Origin of the sequence: Pleomorphomonas diazotrophica, assembly GCF_002844595.1 — a bacterium.
Classification (GTDB): domain Bacteria; phylum Pseudomonadota; class Alphaproteobacteria; order Rhizobiales; family Pleomorphomonadaceae; genus Pleomorphomonas; species Pleomorphomonas diazotrophica.
This window is the reverse complement of record NZ_PJNW01000002.1, coordinates 410,985-425,216: the sequence shown is the minus strand read 5'-3', so window position 1 is coordinate 425,216 and position 14,232 is coordinate 410,985. Positions and strand designations below refer to the sequence as shown.

Below are 14,232 nucleotides of genomic sequence, written 5' to 3'. Positions count from 1 at the left end.
CGCGGCGCGCCGTTACCCGCCTAGCCCGGCGCGCATCAGCAGCCGTCGCATCGGAGGAAACTCGCGGGCCAAAATCAGGCCGGTAGCGCGGGCGAGTTGCAGGGGCAGGAAGCCGCTCAGCAGCGATCGATTGAGAAGATCGACGCCGGTGACCCGCCCGGTCACGTCGAGGCGGCGGGCATTGGAATAGCTCAAGGCGGCGGCCGCACCGTCGAAGGGCTTGCCGGCCGGCGGCGGCATCAAACTGCCGATGATCTTCTCCATCCGCTCGATGTCGCGCAGCGTCAGGTTGAAGCCTTGCGCACCGATCGGCGGAAAGCCGTGCGCTGCCTCGCCCACCAGTGCCACACGGCCTGAGGCAAGCCGCCGCGCCTGGAAGCCGGAGATCGGCCAGCGCTGACGCGGACTGTCGATGGTGACCGCGCCCAGGGCCGAACCGGAGCGACGCTCGATTTCAAGGGCAAGAGCGGCGTCGTCGACGCCGCTGACGCGCTCGATCACCTCCGGCCGATCCATCCAGACGAGCGACGAACGTCCTGGCCCGTGGGGCACCAGCGTGAAGGGGCCCGCCTCGGTGTGGAACTCGACCGAGGTGTCGTGGTGCGGCTCGCGGTGCGAAAGCGCCAGCACCAGCGCCTCCTGCGGATAGCTCCAGGACTTCACGTCGATGCCGGCCGCCTTGCGCACAGCCGAATTGCGGCCGTCGGCGGCGATTACCAGGGCGGCGGAGACTGTCTCGCCGGAAGACAGGGTCAGCAAATCGGTCGTCTCGCCGCCGGCGAGCGCCTGGAACAGCGCCTCGAAGCGAACGATGCGGTCGCTGCGGGCGGCCACCGCATCTGACAGCGCGGCAACCAGCGGACCGTTGGCGACGTTGTAGCCGAAGAGATCGCGCCCGATCTCGCGCGCGTCGAATGTGACATCGGGCGCCCGAAACAGGCGGCTGGTGGCATCGACGAGGCGCATGTGCCGGAGGGGCGCGGCAACGGCATTCAGCCCCGTCCAGACGTCATGCCGCTCCAGGAAATCGATCGAGCCGCCCAGAAGCGCCGTCGTCCGCCAATCGTCGACGCCAGGACGCGGCGCGACCAACGCCACACGGGCGCCGGCGTCGGCGCTTGCGATGGCGGCGGCAAGGCCCGCCGGCCCTCCCCCCACCACGGCCACGTCAAAATGCTGGGGCGCCTCGCTCATGCCTTGCTCCGAAAAACTGGAGCCTTATCTGGCCATATTGAGCAGGTTTGACAAGGCCGGCTCGCCGCCCCCCTGGCGTCCTTCAAACAAAGCTGCGTGACGGCGGAACAGCGCAGTCATGCGATCGACCACGGCGCGAATCTCCGGCCGGTGACGATCCTCGTTGTTCATGACCAGCCAGCTCCGGTGGCGAAGCTCGGTGATCTCCTCACCAACCCGGCGGAGCTCGGGATCGCCGTCGCCGACGAAGCAGGGCAATACACCGACACCGGCGCCCGACAGGATGGAATGGCGCAACCCTTCGGCACGGCTGACCGTCGCAATCAGGTTGTTCGGCCATTTCTCATGCGGATAGCGCAGATAGCAGGAGATGGCCGCCTCCTCGGAGACGGCAATCCACCGCTCGGCATGAGTCTCCGGCATGTCCAGGGCCGCGTAGACGGCATAGGCCACTTCCGGCAGGCGCACAGCGGCGAGGTTGCTCTCCTCCGGCTCAAAGGCACGAATGCCGATATCGGCACTGCGATGGGCCAGAGAAGCGCGCTCCTCGCCGATGCTGATATCGATGCCGTGCCGGTCGCCCGGCAGGACGAGTTCGCCGAGATTGCGGGCGAGGAAGCGGGCACACCAGGACCCGGCACAGATGCGCACGCGCACGGCGCCGCATAGCCCGTCGTTCCAGATTTCCATTTCCCGTCCGGCAGCTTCCATGCCGGCAAGATGGTCGAGCAGCGCCTGCCCGCCGCCGGTCAGCGAGTAGCCGGACTGGCTGCGCACGAACAGCCCGCACTCCATTTGCCGCTCCAACTCCAGCATTCGCCGGCCGATGGTGGCGCTGGAAAGACCGATGCGATCCGCCGCGGCGCTCAGGCTGCCGCTGCGGGCCACGGCGAGGAAGATTTGGTACGAGTCCCAGGGGATGTGTTTCATTTCTGCATGCCAAGTTGCAATCTTGAAGGATTGAACCGATTCATCGGTCGCCGTATCTAGATGGTGAAACAAGGGAGAAATGCCATGACCCCTGATCAATATATCCATCTTTTCATGCAGCCCAAGCCGAAGAAAAGGTCATATCCGGACCAGAGTCAATATGACTACGAGCTGGAGGTGATTGAACCCTGCCAGAGGACTAGCGTCGTCAGACGGACGGTCCGCTATATTGTAGGATTAATGAGATAGCAGACCAAATTTTGTCAGCAGAACTCTGAAATGGAGATGTTTTTATTCATTTGAAGAAAACAAATCATATTGATGAACTTCAGACCTAAGAATACAAAAAGGCGCCGGCCCCAGCCGACGCCTTTTCTATCGCTATGCGCCCGGCTTACCGCGAGTTGCGGATCACCTGCACGTCGAGATCACGGATCTTCTTGCGCAGCGTGTTGCGATTGACGCCAAGCAGTTCCGCCGCCTTGATCTGGTTGCCGCGTGTCGCCGCCAGCGCCGCCCCGATCAGCGGATACTCCACCTCTTTGAGGATGCGGTGGTAAAGGCCGGGCGGCGGTAGATTGTCGCCGAACTCGGCGAAATACTTGGCGAGAAAGCGCTCCACCGACTCCGACAGATCCTCGTCGGTCGGCGTCTCTTCTTCCACCAGCGTCACCGTCGGCGTCGCCAGTTCGGCCTCGATCAGGTTCACCGTGATGGTGTCCTGGGGATAGAGCGCGGCGAGACGGCGGACAAGGTTTTCCAGCTCGCGGATGTTGCCGGGCCAGCGGTACCGCTTGAGCCGCTCCACCGCCGCCGCTTCGATCTGCTTGGACGGCAGGCCTTCCTTCTCGGCGACGGTGAAGAAGTGCCGCACCAGATCGGGAATGTCCTCAATCCGCTCGCGAAGCGGCGGCAGGCGGATCGGCACTACGTTAAGGCGGAAGAACAGGTCCTCGCGGAAGAGGCCCTGATTGATCAGAAGGCGCAGATCCTTGTTGGTGGCGGCAACGATGCGCACGTCGGTCTTGATCGGCGTACGGCCGCCAACGGTGGTGTATTCGCCCTGTTGCAGGACGCGCAGCAGACGCGTCTGGGCATCCATCGGCATGTCGCCGATCTCATCAAGGAACAGGGTGCCGCCCTCGGCCTGCTCGAACCGGCCGGCCGACCGGGCCTGCGCTCCGGTAAAGGCGCCCTTCTCATGGCCGAACAGCTCGCTTTCGATCAAATCGCGCGGAATGGCTGCCATGTTGATCGGCACGAAGGGGCCAGTGCGGCGCTTGCCATAGTCGTGCAGCGCCCGGGCCACCAGTTCCTTGCCGGTGCCGCTCTCACCGGTGATCATCACGGTGAGGTCGGTCTGCATCAGACGGGCAAGGACGCGGTAGATCTCCTGCATGGCCGGCGAACGGCCGACCAGCGGCATGTTCTCCGAGCCGTCCTCGCCGGCTTCGAGCCGTTGCTTGCCCTTGGGCTCGGCGAGCGCACGACCGACGATGGAGATCAACTCCTTGAGGTCGAACGGCTTGGGCAGATACTCGTAGGCGCCCTTCTCCGACGCGCGGATCGCCGTCATGAAGGTGTTCTGCGCGCTCATTACGATCACCGGCAGATCGGGACGCGCCTTCTTGATGCGGGGCAAGAGGTCGAACGCGTTTTCGTCAGGCATCACCACGTCGGTGATGACCAGATCGCCATCGCCCTGGCTGACCCAGCGCCACAAGGTCGCCGCGTTGGAGGTGAGACGCACTTCATAGCCCGCCCGCGACAGCGCCTGATTCAGCACCGTGCGGATTGCGGAGTCATCGTCGGCGACGAGTATGCTGCCGGTAGGCATCTGAGAAGACCCTTTCAGTCCGCGGTCTTGTCGACGTAGGCGGGAAGGAGGAGGCGGAAGGTGGTGCGACGCGGCTGGCTCTCGCATTCGATGACGCCGCCATGGTCGCCGACGATCTTGGCGACCAGGGCGAGGCCGAGGCCTGTGCCGTTGGTCTTGGTGGTGACAAAGGGATCGAACATGTGCGTCTGGATCTCCTCCGGCACGCCGGGGCCATTGTCGCGCACGCAGAATTCCAGAGGCAGGCTGACGCGCTCGCGCGTTCCGGGCACGGAAAGCCGCACGCCCGGCCGGAAGGCCGTGGTCAGGGCGATCTCGGCATCCGGCGTGTCGGTCAACGCCTCGGCAGCATTCTTGACCAGATTGAGGAACACCTGCACCAATTGGTCACGGTTGGCATAGACCGGCGGCAGCGACGGGTCGTACTCCTCGACGATGCGGATGTCGCGGGCGAAGCCGGAGAGCGCCAGCCGTTTCACATGCTCCAGCACGGCATGGATGTTGACCGGCTCGCGCTCGATCGGCCGCTCGTCGGAGAACACCTCCATGCGGTCGACCAGCTTGACGATGCGATCGGCCTCATCGGTGATCAGCCGCGTCAGCCCCCGGTCCTCGTCGTCGGCCGACTGCTCCAGAAGCTGGGCCGCACCGCGAATGCCCGAGAGCGGATTTTTGATCTCGTGCGCCAGCATGGCGGCAAGACCGGTTACGGAACGGGCCGCGCCGCGATGGGTGAGCTGCTTGTCCATCTTGTCGGCCATGGTGCGCTCTTGCAGCATGATCACCACGTAACCGGGCCGCTCAGACGCCGGGGCGGCATAGATGTCGACAACCCGCTCGCCGCCGTTGCGCGGCGTGCCGACGTCGACCCGATACTCATTGACCGAGGAGCCGCGCTCGCGCACCTGCTCGACGAGTTGCAGCAATGGGCTGCCGAACGGTACGAAATGCCGGAGCGAATGCCGGCCGAGCACGGCGGCGCTCGACTGGAAGAAATTCTGCGCCGCGTCGTTGGCCGAACAGACCCGGCCCTCAGTATCGAGCATGATGACCGGATGCGGCAGGGCATTGAGGATCGACACCCCGAGATCCCGCTCCGCCGGAACCTCCGCGCCCGGTGCGGATGAAGACGTCGTCATGCGGCAACCCTCTCGAAACTCGCTTCGCTATCGCCAAACCACTCGTCGATGGCGTCCATCACGGCGGCCGGGTTTTCCGACGTCAGCGCCCGGCGCCGGATATCGGCGGCCGCCGCGTCGCTGCGCGGCACCGCCTCGAAGGTCCAGCCCACGTGCTTGCGGGCCATCCTGAGGCCGAGGAGACCCTCGCCGTAGTAAGACAGCATGTGTTGGTATTGCGCCTTGAGCGACGCCAGGATCTCGTCCATGCCCGGCGCCTCCGCTTCGCCGCCGTTGGCGAGCGCCGTGGCAATCCGACCCGGCAGCCAGGGGCGACCATAGGCACCGCGACCGATCATGACGGCATCGGCGTCCGACTGGCGGAGCGCCTCGCGCGCCGAAGCGGCGTCGACGATATCGCCGTTGACCACCAGTGGGATGGACACCGCCTCGCGCACCGCCCTCACCTTCGACCAGTCGGCCGAGCCCTTGTAGAACTGGTTGCGGGTACGGGCATGCACGGTGACCATGGCGACGCCGGCCGCTTCCGCCCGCCGCGCCAGCTCCGGCGCGTTGAGGCAGGTCTCGTCCCAGCCGAGCCGCATCTTCAGCGTCACCGGCACCTTCACTGCGCCGACCACCGCTTCGATCAGCGTCAACGCGTGGTCGAGGTCGCGCATCAATGCCGAGCCCGAATAGCCGGACACCACCTTCTTGGCCGGGCATCCCATGTTGATGTCGATGATGTCGGCGCCACCGGCTTCCGCGGCCCTGGCACCCTCGCCCATCCAATAGGCCTCGCGACCGGCGAGCTGCACGACATGCAGCCCTTCACCGTCGGCCTCGGCCCGTGCCGTAGCCTCGGGATGCCCTTCCAGCAGCGTTTCGGAGGCCACCATTTCCGACACCGTCAGACCGGCACCATAGCGGCGCGCCACGCGGCGAAACGGCAGATCGGTGATGCCGGCCATCGGCGCCAGGAACACCGGCGCCGGCACGACCACGCCGCCGACATAAAGCTCCTTCGCCGTCGCCACCACCGCTTCGCGATCCGGCCTGGAAACCGCCATGCTTACACCTTGTGCATGAAATGCCGCTGCATACAAATTACGCAATTGATAGCTGTTTGGAAGAAATGACGCAAGCGTCTTGCGGTGCATCCGGCGGATAACGTAACGAGAATGCACATTTTTGCCGCGACCGCCATCCGGTCGCCAGCGGAGACCGGTGAACGGCAATGCCTTCGAGCGTGACCCCTCGTGACCGTCCTTCAGCCCGCCCAACCGTCGCTGTGATACTGGTCGCGGCGGGGCGCGGCTCGCGTGCGGCCAGCGCCGGCGGCCCGCCCAAGCAATACCGGCAGCTCCACGGCAAACCGGTCATTGCCCGCACGATCAGTGCCTTTCTCGATCACCAGGGCATCGATCGCATTCTCGCGGTCATTCACCCCGATGATCTTGAACTCTACAACGCAGCCGTCGCCGGCATCGACGATCCACGTCTCTTGCCGCCCGTACCCGGCGGCGCCGATCGGCAGGCGAGCTGCCTGGCCGGCCTCGCGGTGCTCGACACGGAGGCGCCCGATTATGTTCTCATCCACGACGCAGTGCGGCCGTTCATCCGCTCCGATGCCATCAACAGGGTGATCGACGCCCTCGCCCACGAGGTGGCGGTGCTCTGCGGCGTGCCGGTCATCGATACCGTCAAGCGGGCCGATGCAGAAGGTTACGTGGAAGAGACAGTGCCACGCGAGGGACTGTGGCGAGCCGCGACGCCGCAAGGCTTTCGATACGCAGAGATTGCCGCCGCCCACCGGGCTCTCGCGGCACGCGGCATCTCAGGCGTGACGGACGATGCCGCCGTCGCCGAACTCGCCGGTCACCGCGTGCTGCTGGTCGACGGTGGCGCCGACAATATCAAGCTGACCACCGCAGAGGACTTCCACATGGCTGAACAGCGCATCGCCGCCGAAGCCTTCCTTGCCTGCCCCGACGTTCGCGTCGGCACCGGCTACGACGTGCATGTGCTGGAACCCGGCGACGGGGTGACGCTCTGCGGCGTGTTCATTCCCCACAACCAGCGGCTCAAAGGCCATTCGGATGCCGATGTCGCCCTGCATGCGCTCACCGATGCGATCCTTGGTGCCCTGGGGGACGGCGACATCGGCAAGCACTTTCCGCCATCTGACGAGCGCTGGCGCGACGCCGCCTCCATGCTGTTCCTGAAGGACGCCGTCCGCCGCATTACCGAGCGCGGTGGCTTTCTTGCCCATTGCGACGTCACGCTCATCGCCGAGGCTCCCAAGGTGGGGCCGCACCGCGAAGCCATGCGCGCGGCGATCGCCGAAACCTGCGGCATCTCCATCGATCGCGTCGGCGTCAAGGCGACCACCAACGAAGGACTCGGCTTCGCCGGCCGCCGCGAGGGCATCGCCGCCATCGCCACAGCCACCGTGCGATTGCCGCTGGTGGGGTAATAGCGGGATTGCGCCTCACATTGGCGGGATGCCGACCTATATGTCCTTCATGCCCTGCCGAAGAGGAGAGACCGTCATGACCGACCTTTCGCCGCTCCATCCTCGTGCCCAGCATTTGCTGGAAAAGGCTCGTTCCAAGGGTGTGACGATCGCCACCGCCGAGAGCTGCACCGGCGGCCTCGTCGCCGGCCTGCTGACCGAAATCGCCGGCTCGTCGGACGTCGTCGAGCGCGGCTTCGTCACCTATTCCAACGCGGCCAAGATCGAAATGCTCGGCGTGTCAGAAGCCACTCTGATCGCCCACGGCGCCGTTTCGGAAGCCACCGCCCGCGCCATGGCCGAAGGCGCCCTCGCCCACTCGCGCGCCCTTGTGGCGGTATCCATCACCGGCATTGCCGGACCGGGCGGCGGCACCGCCGACAAGCCGGTTGGCCTCGTGCATTTTGCCTGCGCCGGCAAGGGCCGCGCCACCGTCCACGCCGAGCGACGCTTCGGCAGCCTCGACCGTGCCGGCGTGCGCTATGCGGCGGTGGTTCAGGCGCTCGCCATGCTGGAAGAGGCCGTCGCCGACTGGAGCCTCACCGCCTGATCGGGCGCCGCCGCGCGCGCCTTGACGAAGTCGATGAGGGCTCTCAGCGGAGCCGGCACCAGGCGACGACCAGGATAATAGAGATAGGGGCCGGAGAAACTCGGCCACCACTCCTCCAGAACCGGCTCTAGCGCACCGCTCGAAAAGTGCGGCCGTATCCAATCCTCGAACAGCCCCATGATGCCGACACCGCCAGTCGCTGCGGCAACTATCAGCTCCGATGCTCCGGTCCCGACGATCAGTTGCCCCGTCGGGTCGACGTTGAAGACCTCGCCATCCTTCTCCAACTCCCAGGGCGCGATGGCACCGCTGGCAAAGCGGCTGCGGATGCAGTTGTGAGCAAGAAGGTTGCGCGGATGGGCCGGCCGTCCGTGCCTGTCGAGATAGGCAGGCGAAGCTGCCAAGGCGTAACGTTGCCGCCGCGGGCCAATCGGCACGGCGATCATGTCCTGTTCGAGTCGCTCGTCATAGCGGATGCCGGCATCGCACCCCGACGCGACCAAGTCGACGAAGGTGTCCTCGGCGACGATTTCGAGATGGATATCGGGATAGGCAGCAAGGAAGGGAGGCAGGATGTCCGGCAGCACCAGCCGCGCCGCGCTGACGGGCACGTTGAGTTTGAGCCGCCCGGCGATCCGCTCGCGATAGCCGTTGACGACGTCGAGCGCCAGATCCACCTCGGCCAGGGCCGGCCGCAGGCGGTCGGCGAGTTCCCGGCCGACCGGCGTCAGTTCGACGCTGCGCGTTGTCCTGTGAAAGAGTCGCACGCCGAGCCGCGCTTCAAGCCGGCGTACCGCTTCGCTGAGCCGCGAGGCGCTGTCGCCGGTCGATCGCGCCGCGTCGCGGAAACCGCCGGCCCTGACGACCGCCAGGAACGCTGAGATGTCGCCGAAGTCTATGCTCATTGTTCGTAGATCCGCACAGCCTGTTCCGATTGTAACCTGTTCTCCGTACAGCCACCAAGGTTTATCTCTGGATCCCATCAGCGCAGGAGACAACCATGTCCTCGATTGAGAAATCCGGAACCTACCGCCTCGGCGACCGCAGCGTGAAGCGGCTCGGCTACGGCGCCATGCAGCTCGCCGGCCCCGGCGTCTTCGGCCCGCCCAAGGACCGGGCGCAGGCCGTCGCCGTGCTGCGCGCCGCCATCGGCGCCGGCGTGGACCATATCGACACCAGCGATTTCTATGGCCCTCACGTCACCAATCAGATCATCCGCGAGGCGCTGCACCCCTACCCCGCCGATCTCACCATCGTCACCAAGGTCGGCGGCAAACGCGGCTCCGACGGGTCCTGGCTCAAGGCCGACGCTCCGGATGAGCTGCGCTCGGCCGTTCACGACAACCTCCGCAACCTCGGCCTCGACGTGCTCGACGTGGTCAACATGCGCTTCATGTTCGACCCGCATCACCCGGCCGAAGGCCCGGTCGAGCCGCAGATCGAGGTGCTGGCCGAGTTGCAGCGGCAGGGCCTCATCCGCCACATCGGCGTCAGCCACGTCACGCCGGCCCAGATCAAGGCAGCGCAGCGCATTGTCGATGTCGTCTGCGTCCAGAACCTCTACAACTTGGTCCGCCGCGACGATGATACCCTGATCGACGAGCTTGCGGCCGAGGGCATCGCCTACGTTCCCTACTTCCCCCTCGGCGGCTTCTCGCCCCTGCAGTCGGAGACGCTCAACACCCTGGCCACCCGGCTCGGCGTCACACCGATGCAATTGGCACTCGCCTGGCTGCTGAGACGGTCGCCCAACATCCTGTTGATCCCCGGCACGTCCTCTCCCGCCCACCTTGAGCAGAACCTCGCGGTGGCGGAGATCGAACTCGACGAGGCGACGCTCACCGAGCTCGACGCCATCGGCAAGTCATGACGCCAAAGTGGGGCTATCGGCGTGGCCGGAGCCCCACTCAGCGCCTGAACTGGCGGTAGAGCGTTATGAGGACGACGGCGCCGATGGTGCCGCCGATCAGGTTGGCGATCCAGCCGCGCGGGAAGAATCCCAGTTGGCCGGCGACCCAGCCAAACACCAGGGCACCGACGACACCGAGAACGAGATTGGTCAGGAGACCATGATCGGAGCGGGTAAAGCGCTCGGCCAGCCAGCCGGCCAGAAGTCCGATGATGATGGTTCCGATGATGCCGACGCCAGCCATTTCGACCCTCCATGGTCAATCATGGGCGTCAATGTAGGGTGCGCTCAGGGTGTCGGAAAGAGGGAAAGCGGCACCGCTGCCCGTCTCATCGCAAGTGGGCCGTCAGTATTTTGAAGCTGGCATAGCCGAAGGCGACGGCGAGCAGGCCGTCGAACAGGCGGCGGACACGGGCGAAGCTGCGGGCCACGGTCGCAGAGGAAAACAGAAGCGCGTAGGCGAGGAAGATCAGCGTGCTCTGCAAGCCAACGGCAATTATGACCACGAGAAGCGTTGCCGCCGGAGCATCCGGCGGCACGCCAACCGAGTAGAGGGCGCCAAAGAACAGCACAGCCTTGGGATTGGTGAGGTGGAGCAGCAGGCCCTTGCGGTAGGCCTCGCCGGAAGTCACGACGCCCGTGCTTCTGAACGTCAATGCCTGGGGATGAAGCGCCCTCCACGCCAACTTGACGGCGAGATAAAGAAGATAGCCGGCGCCGACATAGCGGATCGTTTCGAGAATCCAGGCATTGGCCAACATGACCGCGCCGAGGCCGAGGGCGGCCGCGGCCGACCAGGTAAGCGAGCTGGTCACGACACCCAGCGCCATGGCGACGCCACGCCCCCGGCCAGCGCCCATGGACATCGAGGCGATGCCGAGTGTGGCCGGTCCCGGACTGGCGGTGGCGATGAAGGCGGCGGACAGGATGATCGGCAGATTGACGGCAAGGCTCATGTCAGCCTCCGGAAATCAGGCACCGACCCCGTAGAGAGCGTTGGCGCGCTGCTCGAAGGCCTCGGAGAACTTGCGGAACGCCCGGTCGAACATCGATCCCATGAGGGCACCGAGCATCCGGCTGCGAAACTCGTAGGAGATCCAGAAATGGACATCGGCGCCACGCTCGACGCGCGGCGTGAAACCCCAGCGATTGTCGAGGAAGCGGAACGGGCCGTCGATGTATTCGACCTTGATGACGAGCCCCACCCGGTCGAGCGTCACCATCGAGGTGAACGTCTCGCGGATCGGTCCGTAGCCTGCGGTGAGATCGGCGATCAGCACCTCGCGGCCCGCCTCGTCAACACGGCGCTGCCGGACGGTCAGGCGCTCGCAAAGCGGCACGAACTCCGGGTATTTCTCGACGTCGGCCACCAGATCGAACATCCGCTCCGGGCTGTGGTTGACGTGGCGCACGGTCTCGAAGGTCGGCATTGTCCGGCAAGGTCCTGTTGGTCGGCGAAAAACGAGGCGGCCGTTTGGGCCGCCTTACGCTTTTCAGACTTCGTGTCGAAAGGCAATCCTGCGGGGCCTCAACCCCTTGCCTCGGCGAGCTTCTTGGCGCGGTTGGCGCGAAGCTGCTCGAAATCCTCGCCGGCATGATGCGACGAACGGGTGAGCGGGCTCGACGACACCATGAGGAAACCCTTGGTGTAGGCAATGGTTTCATAGGACTTGAACTCATCCGGCGGCACGAAGCGGATGATGGGGTGGTGCTTGGAGGTCGGCTGCAGGTACTGGCCGATGGTCAGGAAGTCGACGTCGGCCGAGCGCAGGTCGTCCATCAGCTGCAGCACCTCGTTCCGCTCCTCGCCGAGGCCGACCATGATGCCTGACTTTGTGAAGATGGTCGGGTCGAGCTCCTTCACCCGCTGCAGCAGCCGGATGGAGTGAAAATAGCGGGCGCCCGGCCGGACGGTGAGGTAGTTCGACGGCACCGTCTCGAGATTGTGGTTGAACACGTCGGGCTTGGCCGCAACCACCACCTCCAGCGCGCCGTCCTTCCTGAGGAAATCGGGCGTCAGCACCTCGATTGTGGTGGACGGCGAGCGAGCCCGGATGGCGCGGATCACCTGAGCGAAATGCTCGGCGCCACCGTCCTTGAGGTCATCGCGATCCACCGAGGTGATGACCACGTGGTGGAGGCCCAGCTTCTCGACGGCCAGCGCCACGTTTTCCGGCTCGTTGGGATCGAGCGGCGCCGGCAGACCGGTCTTGACGTTACAGAAGGCGCAGGCGCGCGTGCAGGTATCGCCCATGATCATCATGGTCGCGTGCTTCTTCGACCAGCACTCGCCGATGTTGGGGCACCCCGCCTCCTCGCACACCGTGAAGAGGCCGTTCTCCTTCACGATGCCCTGGGTTTCCTTGTAGACCGGCGAGCCCGGCGCCTTGACGCGGATCCATTCCGGCTTGCGCTGGATCGGATTGTCCGGACGATTGGCCTTCTCGGGATGGCGCGCCTTCGGCGCGGTCTTCACGGTGTCGAGAATGGTGACCATTGTCCGTCGCTTTCTGCCCGTTTGGCCGGCCCTTAGCCGGTCTTCTGTATCTATAGTCCTAGCAAAACTACTGAGAGCGGACCATGCCGCTCCCGTCGCAGCAGGGCTGCATCGCCGTCATACGGTGACTTGAGCACGTCCGGCGAACTCTGGTTCGCCAACGTGCTCCAGTCTTTTGGTCTCACGCAACTCCGGACGCAAAACCGGTTCCCACTTTTGCTGGAGTTGCTCTAGAAACCGCCGCCGGTCTTGAAGCCGCCACCACCGGAACCGCCGCCCGTCCCGAAGCCGCCGCCACCAGAACCACCTCCCCATGACCCGCCGCCGCCCCATGGGCCCCCGCCGGCCCAGTGACCGCCGCCGAAATCGTCGCGCCGGCGGGGCTCGCCGCGCCGGTAACCATCGCGGAACGCACCCTCCAGCACCGCCGCCGTGATGGCACCGGAGATGATGCCGCCGATCAGGTTGCCGATCATCTCGCCGTTGGAAAAGCTGCCGTTGGGCCGGTCATAGCCGTTGCGGCGGAAGGTGTCGCGCGAATGCTCAAGTTCCTCCCGCTTGCGGGCAATATCGATCGACGTGCGTCGAAGCTCCTCCGCCTGGGCATCGACGCGGATGAGGTCGCGCTCGATCTGGCGCAGTTGCTTGACGATGCGGTCGTCCTCCGGCGTCGGCGTCGCCTCGGCGCGCCGGACGAGATCAACCATGTCGGAGCGGGCCAGCGTGCCTGCCAGGTCGTCGATCACCCCGCGGACCGCCGGATCGGCATTGTCGTCGAGCGCCGTCGCGGTCTCCTTGTCGATGCTGCCGACGTCGGACATGACGCGGGCGATGTCGGTTTCCACCTTGGCGAGCCCCCGGTCGGCCTCGGCCACCGCCGCTTCCAGCGGCTTGATGCCATCCGCTTCCAGCGCCGCCCGTTCGTGAGCCTGACGGGCTTCCACCGCTGTGGCCACTTCCGCCTTGAGGCGATCCGCGTGCTCGGCGAGACGCAAGGGTATCTCGGTCAGCATGAAGTAGTTGACGCGCGCCGCATCATAGCCGGCCAGCCGGGCGACCTTGCCGTCGAAATAGCGCGTGAGCGGTCCGGCCCGGTAGGCGGAGGTGCCGTAGCCGCGCTGCCAAAGATACATGAACAGACGATCGGCCTCGTAAGGCTTGCCCTTGGCGGCGCGATCCTCCTCGGCCTGCCGCCGCTTCTCCTCGGCCGCCGCCGCCGTCGCCTCGGCCGCTTCGATGGCGGCAGTCAGGCGTCGCCACTCGTCCTCGGCGGCAAGGCGTGCTTCAACGGCGTCGGTCTTCGCGTCGACCGCGGCCATCGCCGCGTCGCGCAGCTTGGCAGCCTCTTCGCGCTTGTCTTCGAGCTCGTCGAGCTTCTGCGACGCGCCTTCGCGGCTGGCCTTGAGTTCGGCCAGCCGGTCGCGGCGCTTGTCGAGGGCGACGCGCGCCCGCCGCTCGACGCTGTCGAGCTCTCCGACCACTTCGTCGCGGGCGATGGCGTCGAGCCGAAGACGGGCCAGCGCCCGAAAGGCCTCGGCCTTCTCGGCTCTCAGGCGGTCGCCCTCGGCCTTGGTATCGGCCAGCATGGCGACGAGGCGATCCTCGTCGCGTCGGACACCGAGGATCGCCCGTTCGATGTGGTTGAGCGCCTGCTGCGCGGAAATCATGCTGCGTCCTTGGGT

At 65.7% G+C, this 14,232-nt stretch carries 14 protein-coding genes; 3 read left to right on the top strand and 11 right to left on the bottom strand.

The window, feature by feature from the left end; all coding sequences use genetic code 11:
* Positions 1-12 precede the first annotated feature (12 nt).
* The 5 genes from CXZ10_RS02950 to dusB form a co-directional block, all read right to left on the bottom strand.
* The gene (locus CXZ10_RS02950; RefSeq protein ID WP_101287446.1) at positions 13-1,194 is read right to left on the bottom strand and encodes a UbiH/UbiF family hydroxylase; all 1,182 of its coding nucleotides are present in this window, start codon (positions 1,192-1,194) and stop codon (positions 13-15) included.
* 24 nt (positions 1,195-1,218) lie between these two features.
* Entirely contained in the window at positions 1,219-2,124 is a 906-nt protein-coding gene (locus CXZ10_RS02945; protein ID WP_101287445.1) for a LysR family transcriptional regulator, read from the bottom strand.
* Positions 2,125-2,518: 394 nt separating this feature from the next.
* Positions 2,519-3,961, bottom strand: a complete 1,443-nt coding sequence (gene ntrC, locus CXZ10_RS02940) for a nitrogen regulation protein NR(I) (protein ID WP_101287444.1) — start codon at positions 3,959-3,961, stop codon at positions 2,519-2,521.
* Between the two features lie 14 nt (positions 3,962-3,975).
* Positions 3,976-5,100 (bottom strand): two-component system sensor histidine kinase NtrB, encoded by a 1,125-nt coding sequence (locus CXZ10_RS02935; protein ID WP_101287443.1) that lies wholly within the window; start codon positions 5,098-5,100, stop codon positions 3,976-3,978.
* The gene (gene dusB, locus CXZ10_RS02930; RefSeq protein ID WP_101287442.1) at positions 5,097-6,149 is read right to left on the bottom strand and encodes a tRNA dihydrouridine synthase DusB; all 1,053 of its coding nucleotides are present in this window, start codon (positions 6,147-6,149) and stop codon (positions 5,097-5,099) included. Before dusB ends, CXZ10_RS02935 begins: the two co-directional genes overlap by 4 nt.
* Positions 6,150-6,316: 167 nt before the next feature.
* Here dusB and CXZ10_RS02925 point away from each other — a divergent pair, with 167 nt between their 5' ends.
* Both CXZ10_RS02925 and CXZ10_RS02920 read left to right on the top strand, forming a co-directional pair.
* The gene (locus tag CXZ10_RS02925; RefSeq protein ID WP_101287441.1) at positions 6,317-7,555 is read left to right on the top strand and encodes a bifunctional 2-C-methyl-D-erythritol 4-phosphate cytidylyltransferase/2-C-methyl-D-erythritol 2,4-cyclodiphosphate synthase; all 1,239 of its coding nucleotides are present in this window, start codon (positions 6,317-6,319) and stop codon (positions 7,553-7,555) included.
* A gap of 76 nt (positions 7,556-7,631) precedes the next feature.
* Positions 7,632-8,144 carry a CinA family protein gene (locus CXZ10_RS02920; protein ID WP_101287440.1) on the top strand — a complete coding sequence of 171 codons (513 nt, stop codon included), beginning with the start codon at positions 7,632-7,634 and terminating at the stop codon, positions 8,142-8,144.
* Here CXZ10_RS02920 and CXZ10_RS02915 read toward each other — a convergent pair.
* The gene (locus tag CXZ10_RS02915; RefSeq protein WP_101287439.1) at positions 8,090-9,049 is read right to left on the bottom strand and encodes a LysR family transcriptional regulator; all 960 of its coding nucleotides are present in this window, start codon (positions 9,047-9,049) and stop codon (positions 8,090-8,092) included. The two genes, CXZ10_RS02920 and CXZ10_RS02915, sit on opposite strands and share 55 nt — an antisense overlap.
* A gap of 95 nt (positions 9,050-9,144) precedes the next feature.
* On the opposite strand from CXZ10_RS02915, the gene CXZ10_RS02910 reads away from it, so the two are divergent.
* Complete coding sequence (locus CXZ10_RS02910; RefSeq protein ID WP_101287438.1) at positions 9,145-10,014, top strand: aldo/keto reductase family oxidoreductase; 870 nt, start codon at positions 9,145-9,147, stop codon at positions 10,012-10,014.
* Positions 10,015-10,051: 37 nt separating this feature from the next.
* Here CXZ10_RS02910 and CXZ10_RS02905 read toward each other — a convergent pair whose 3' ends face one another.
* From CXZ10_RS02905 to CXZ10_RS21440, 5 genes are all read right to left on the bottom strand, one after another.
* Positions 10,052-10,297, bottom strand: coding sequence for a GlsB/YeaQ/YmgE family stress response membrane protein (locus CXZ10_RS02905; protein WP_101287437.1), 246 nt, complete (start codon positions 10,295-10,297; stop codon positions 10,052-10,054).
* Positions 10,298-10,382: 85 nt separating this feature from the next.
* Positions 10,383-11,009, bottom strand: a complete 627-nt coding sequence (locus CXZ10_RS02900) for a LysE family translocator (protein ID WP_101287436.1) — start codon at positions 11,007-11,009, stop codon at positions 10,383-10,385.
* Between the two features lie 15 nt (positions 11,010-11,024).
* Positions 11,025-11,483 (bottom strand): type II toxin-antitoxin system RatA family toxin, encoded by a 459-nt coding sequence (locus CXZ10_RS02895; protein WP_101287435.1) that lies wholly within the window; start codon positions 11,481-11,483, stop codon positions 11,025-11,027.
* Between the two features lie 98 nt (positions 11,484-11,581).
* Positions 11,582-12,550 carry a lipoyl synthase gene (gene lipA / locus CXZ10_RS02890; protein WP_101287434.1) on the bottom strand — a complete coding sequence of 323 codons (969 nt, stop codon included), beginning with the start codon at positions 12,548-12,550 and terminating at the stop codon, positions 11,582-11,584.
* A gap of 230 nt (positions 12,551-12,780) precedes the next feature.
* Positions 12,781-14,217 (bottom strand): coiled-coil domain-containing protein, encoded by a 1,437-nt coding sequence (locus CXZ10_RS21440; RefSeq protein WP_180335834.1) that lies wholly within the window; start codon positions 14,215-14,217, stop codon positions 12,781-12,783.
* Positions 14,218-14,232 lie beyond the last annotated feature (15 nt).

Excerpts from the sequence above, each read along its gene's own strand:
- lipA (WP_101287434.1), bottom strand. The coding sequence starts at position 12,550 with ATGGTCACCATTCTCGACACCGTGAAGACCGCGCCGAAGGCGCGCCAT.
- CXZ10_RS02945 (WP_101287445.1), bottom strand. The coding sequence starts at position 2,124 with ATGAAACACATCCCCTGGGACTCGTACCAAATCTTCCTCGCCGTGGCC.
- CXZ10_RS02905 (WP_101287437.1), bottom strand. The coding sequence starts at position 10,297 with ATGGCTGGCGTCGGCATCATCGGAACCATCATCATCGGACTTCTGGCC.
- CXZ10_RS02895 (WP_101287435.1), bottom strand. The coding sequence starts at position 11,483 with ATGCCGACCTTCGAGACCGTGCGCCACGTCAACCACAGCCCGGAGCGG.
- CXZ10_RS02910 (WP_101287438.1), top strand. The coding sequence starts at position 9,145 with ATGTCCTCGATTGAGAAATCCGGAACCTACCGCCTCGGCGACCGCAGC.
- dusB (WP_101287442.1), bottom strand. The coding sequence starts at position 6,149 with ATGGCGGTTTCCAGGCCGGATCGCGAAGCGGTGGTGGCGACGGCGAAG.
- CXZ10_RS02925 (WP_101287441.1), top strand. The coding sequence starts at position 6,317 with ATGCCTTCGAGCGTGACCCCTCGTGACCGTCCTTCAGCCCGCCCAACC.
- CXZ10_RS02950 (WP_101287446.1), bottom strand. The coding sequence starts at position 1,194 with ATGAGCGAGGCGCCCCAGCATTTTGACGTGGCCGTGGTGGGGGGAGGG.
- CXZ10_RS02900 (WP_101287436.1), bottom strand. The coding sequence starts at position 11,009 with ATGAGCCTTGCCGTCAATCTGCCGATCATCCTGTCCGCCGCCTTCATC.
- CXZ10_RS02920 (WP_101287440.1), top strand. The coding sequence starts at position 7,632 with ATGACCGACCTTTCGCCGCTCCATCCTCGTGCCCAGCATTTGCTGGAA.
- CXZ10_RS21440 (WP_180335834.1), bottom strand. The coding sequence starts at position 14,217 with ATGATTTCCGCGCAGCAGGCGCTCAACCACATCGAACGGGCGATCCTC.
- CXZ10_RS02915 (WP_101287439.1), bottom strand. The coding sequence starts at position 9,049 with ATGAGCATAGACTTCGGCGACATCTCAGCGTTCCTGGCGGTCGTCAGG.
- CXZ10_RS02935 (WP_101287443.1), bottom strand. The coding sequence starts at position 5,100 with ATGACGACGTCTTCATCCGCACCGGGCGCGGAGGTTCCGGCGGAGCGG.
- ntrC (WP_101287444.1), bottom strand. The coding sequence starts at position 3,961 with ATGCCTACCGGCAGCATACTCGTCGCCGACGATGACTCCGCAATCCGC.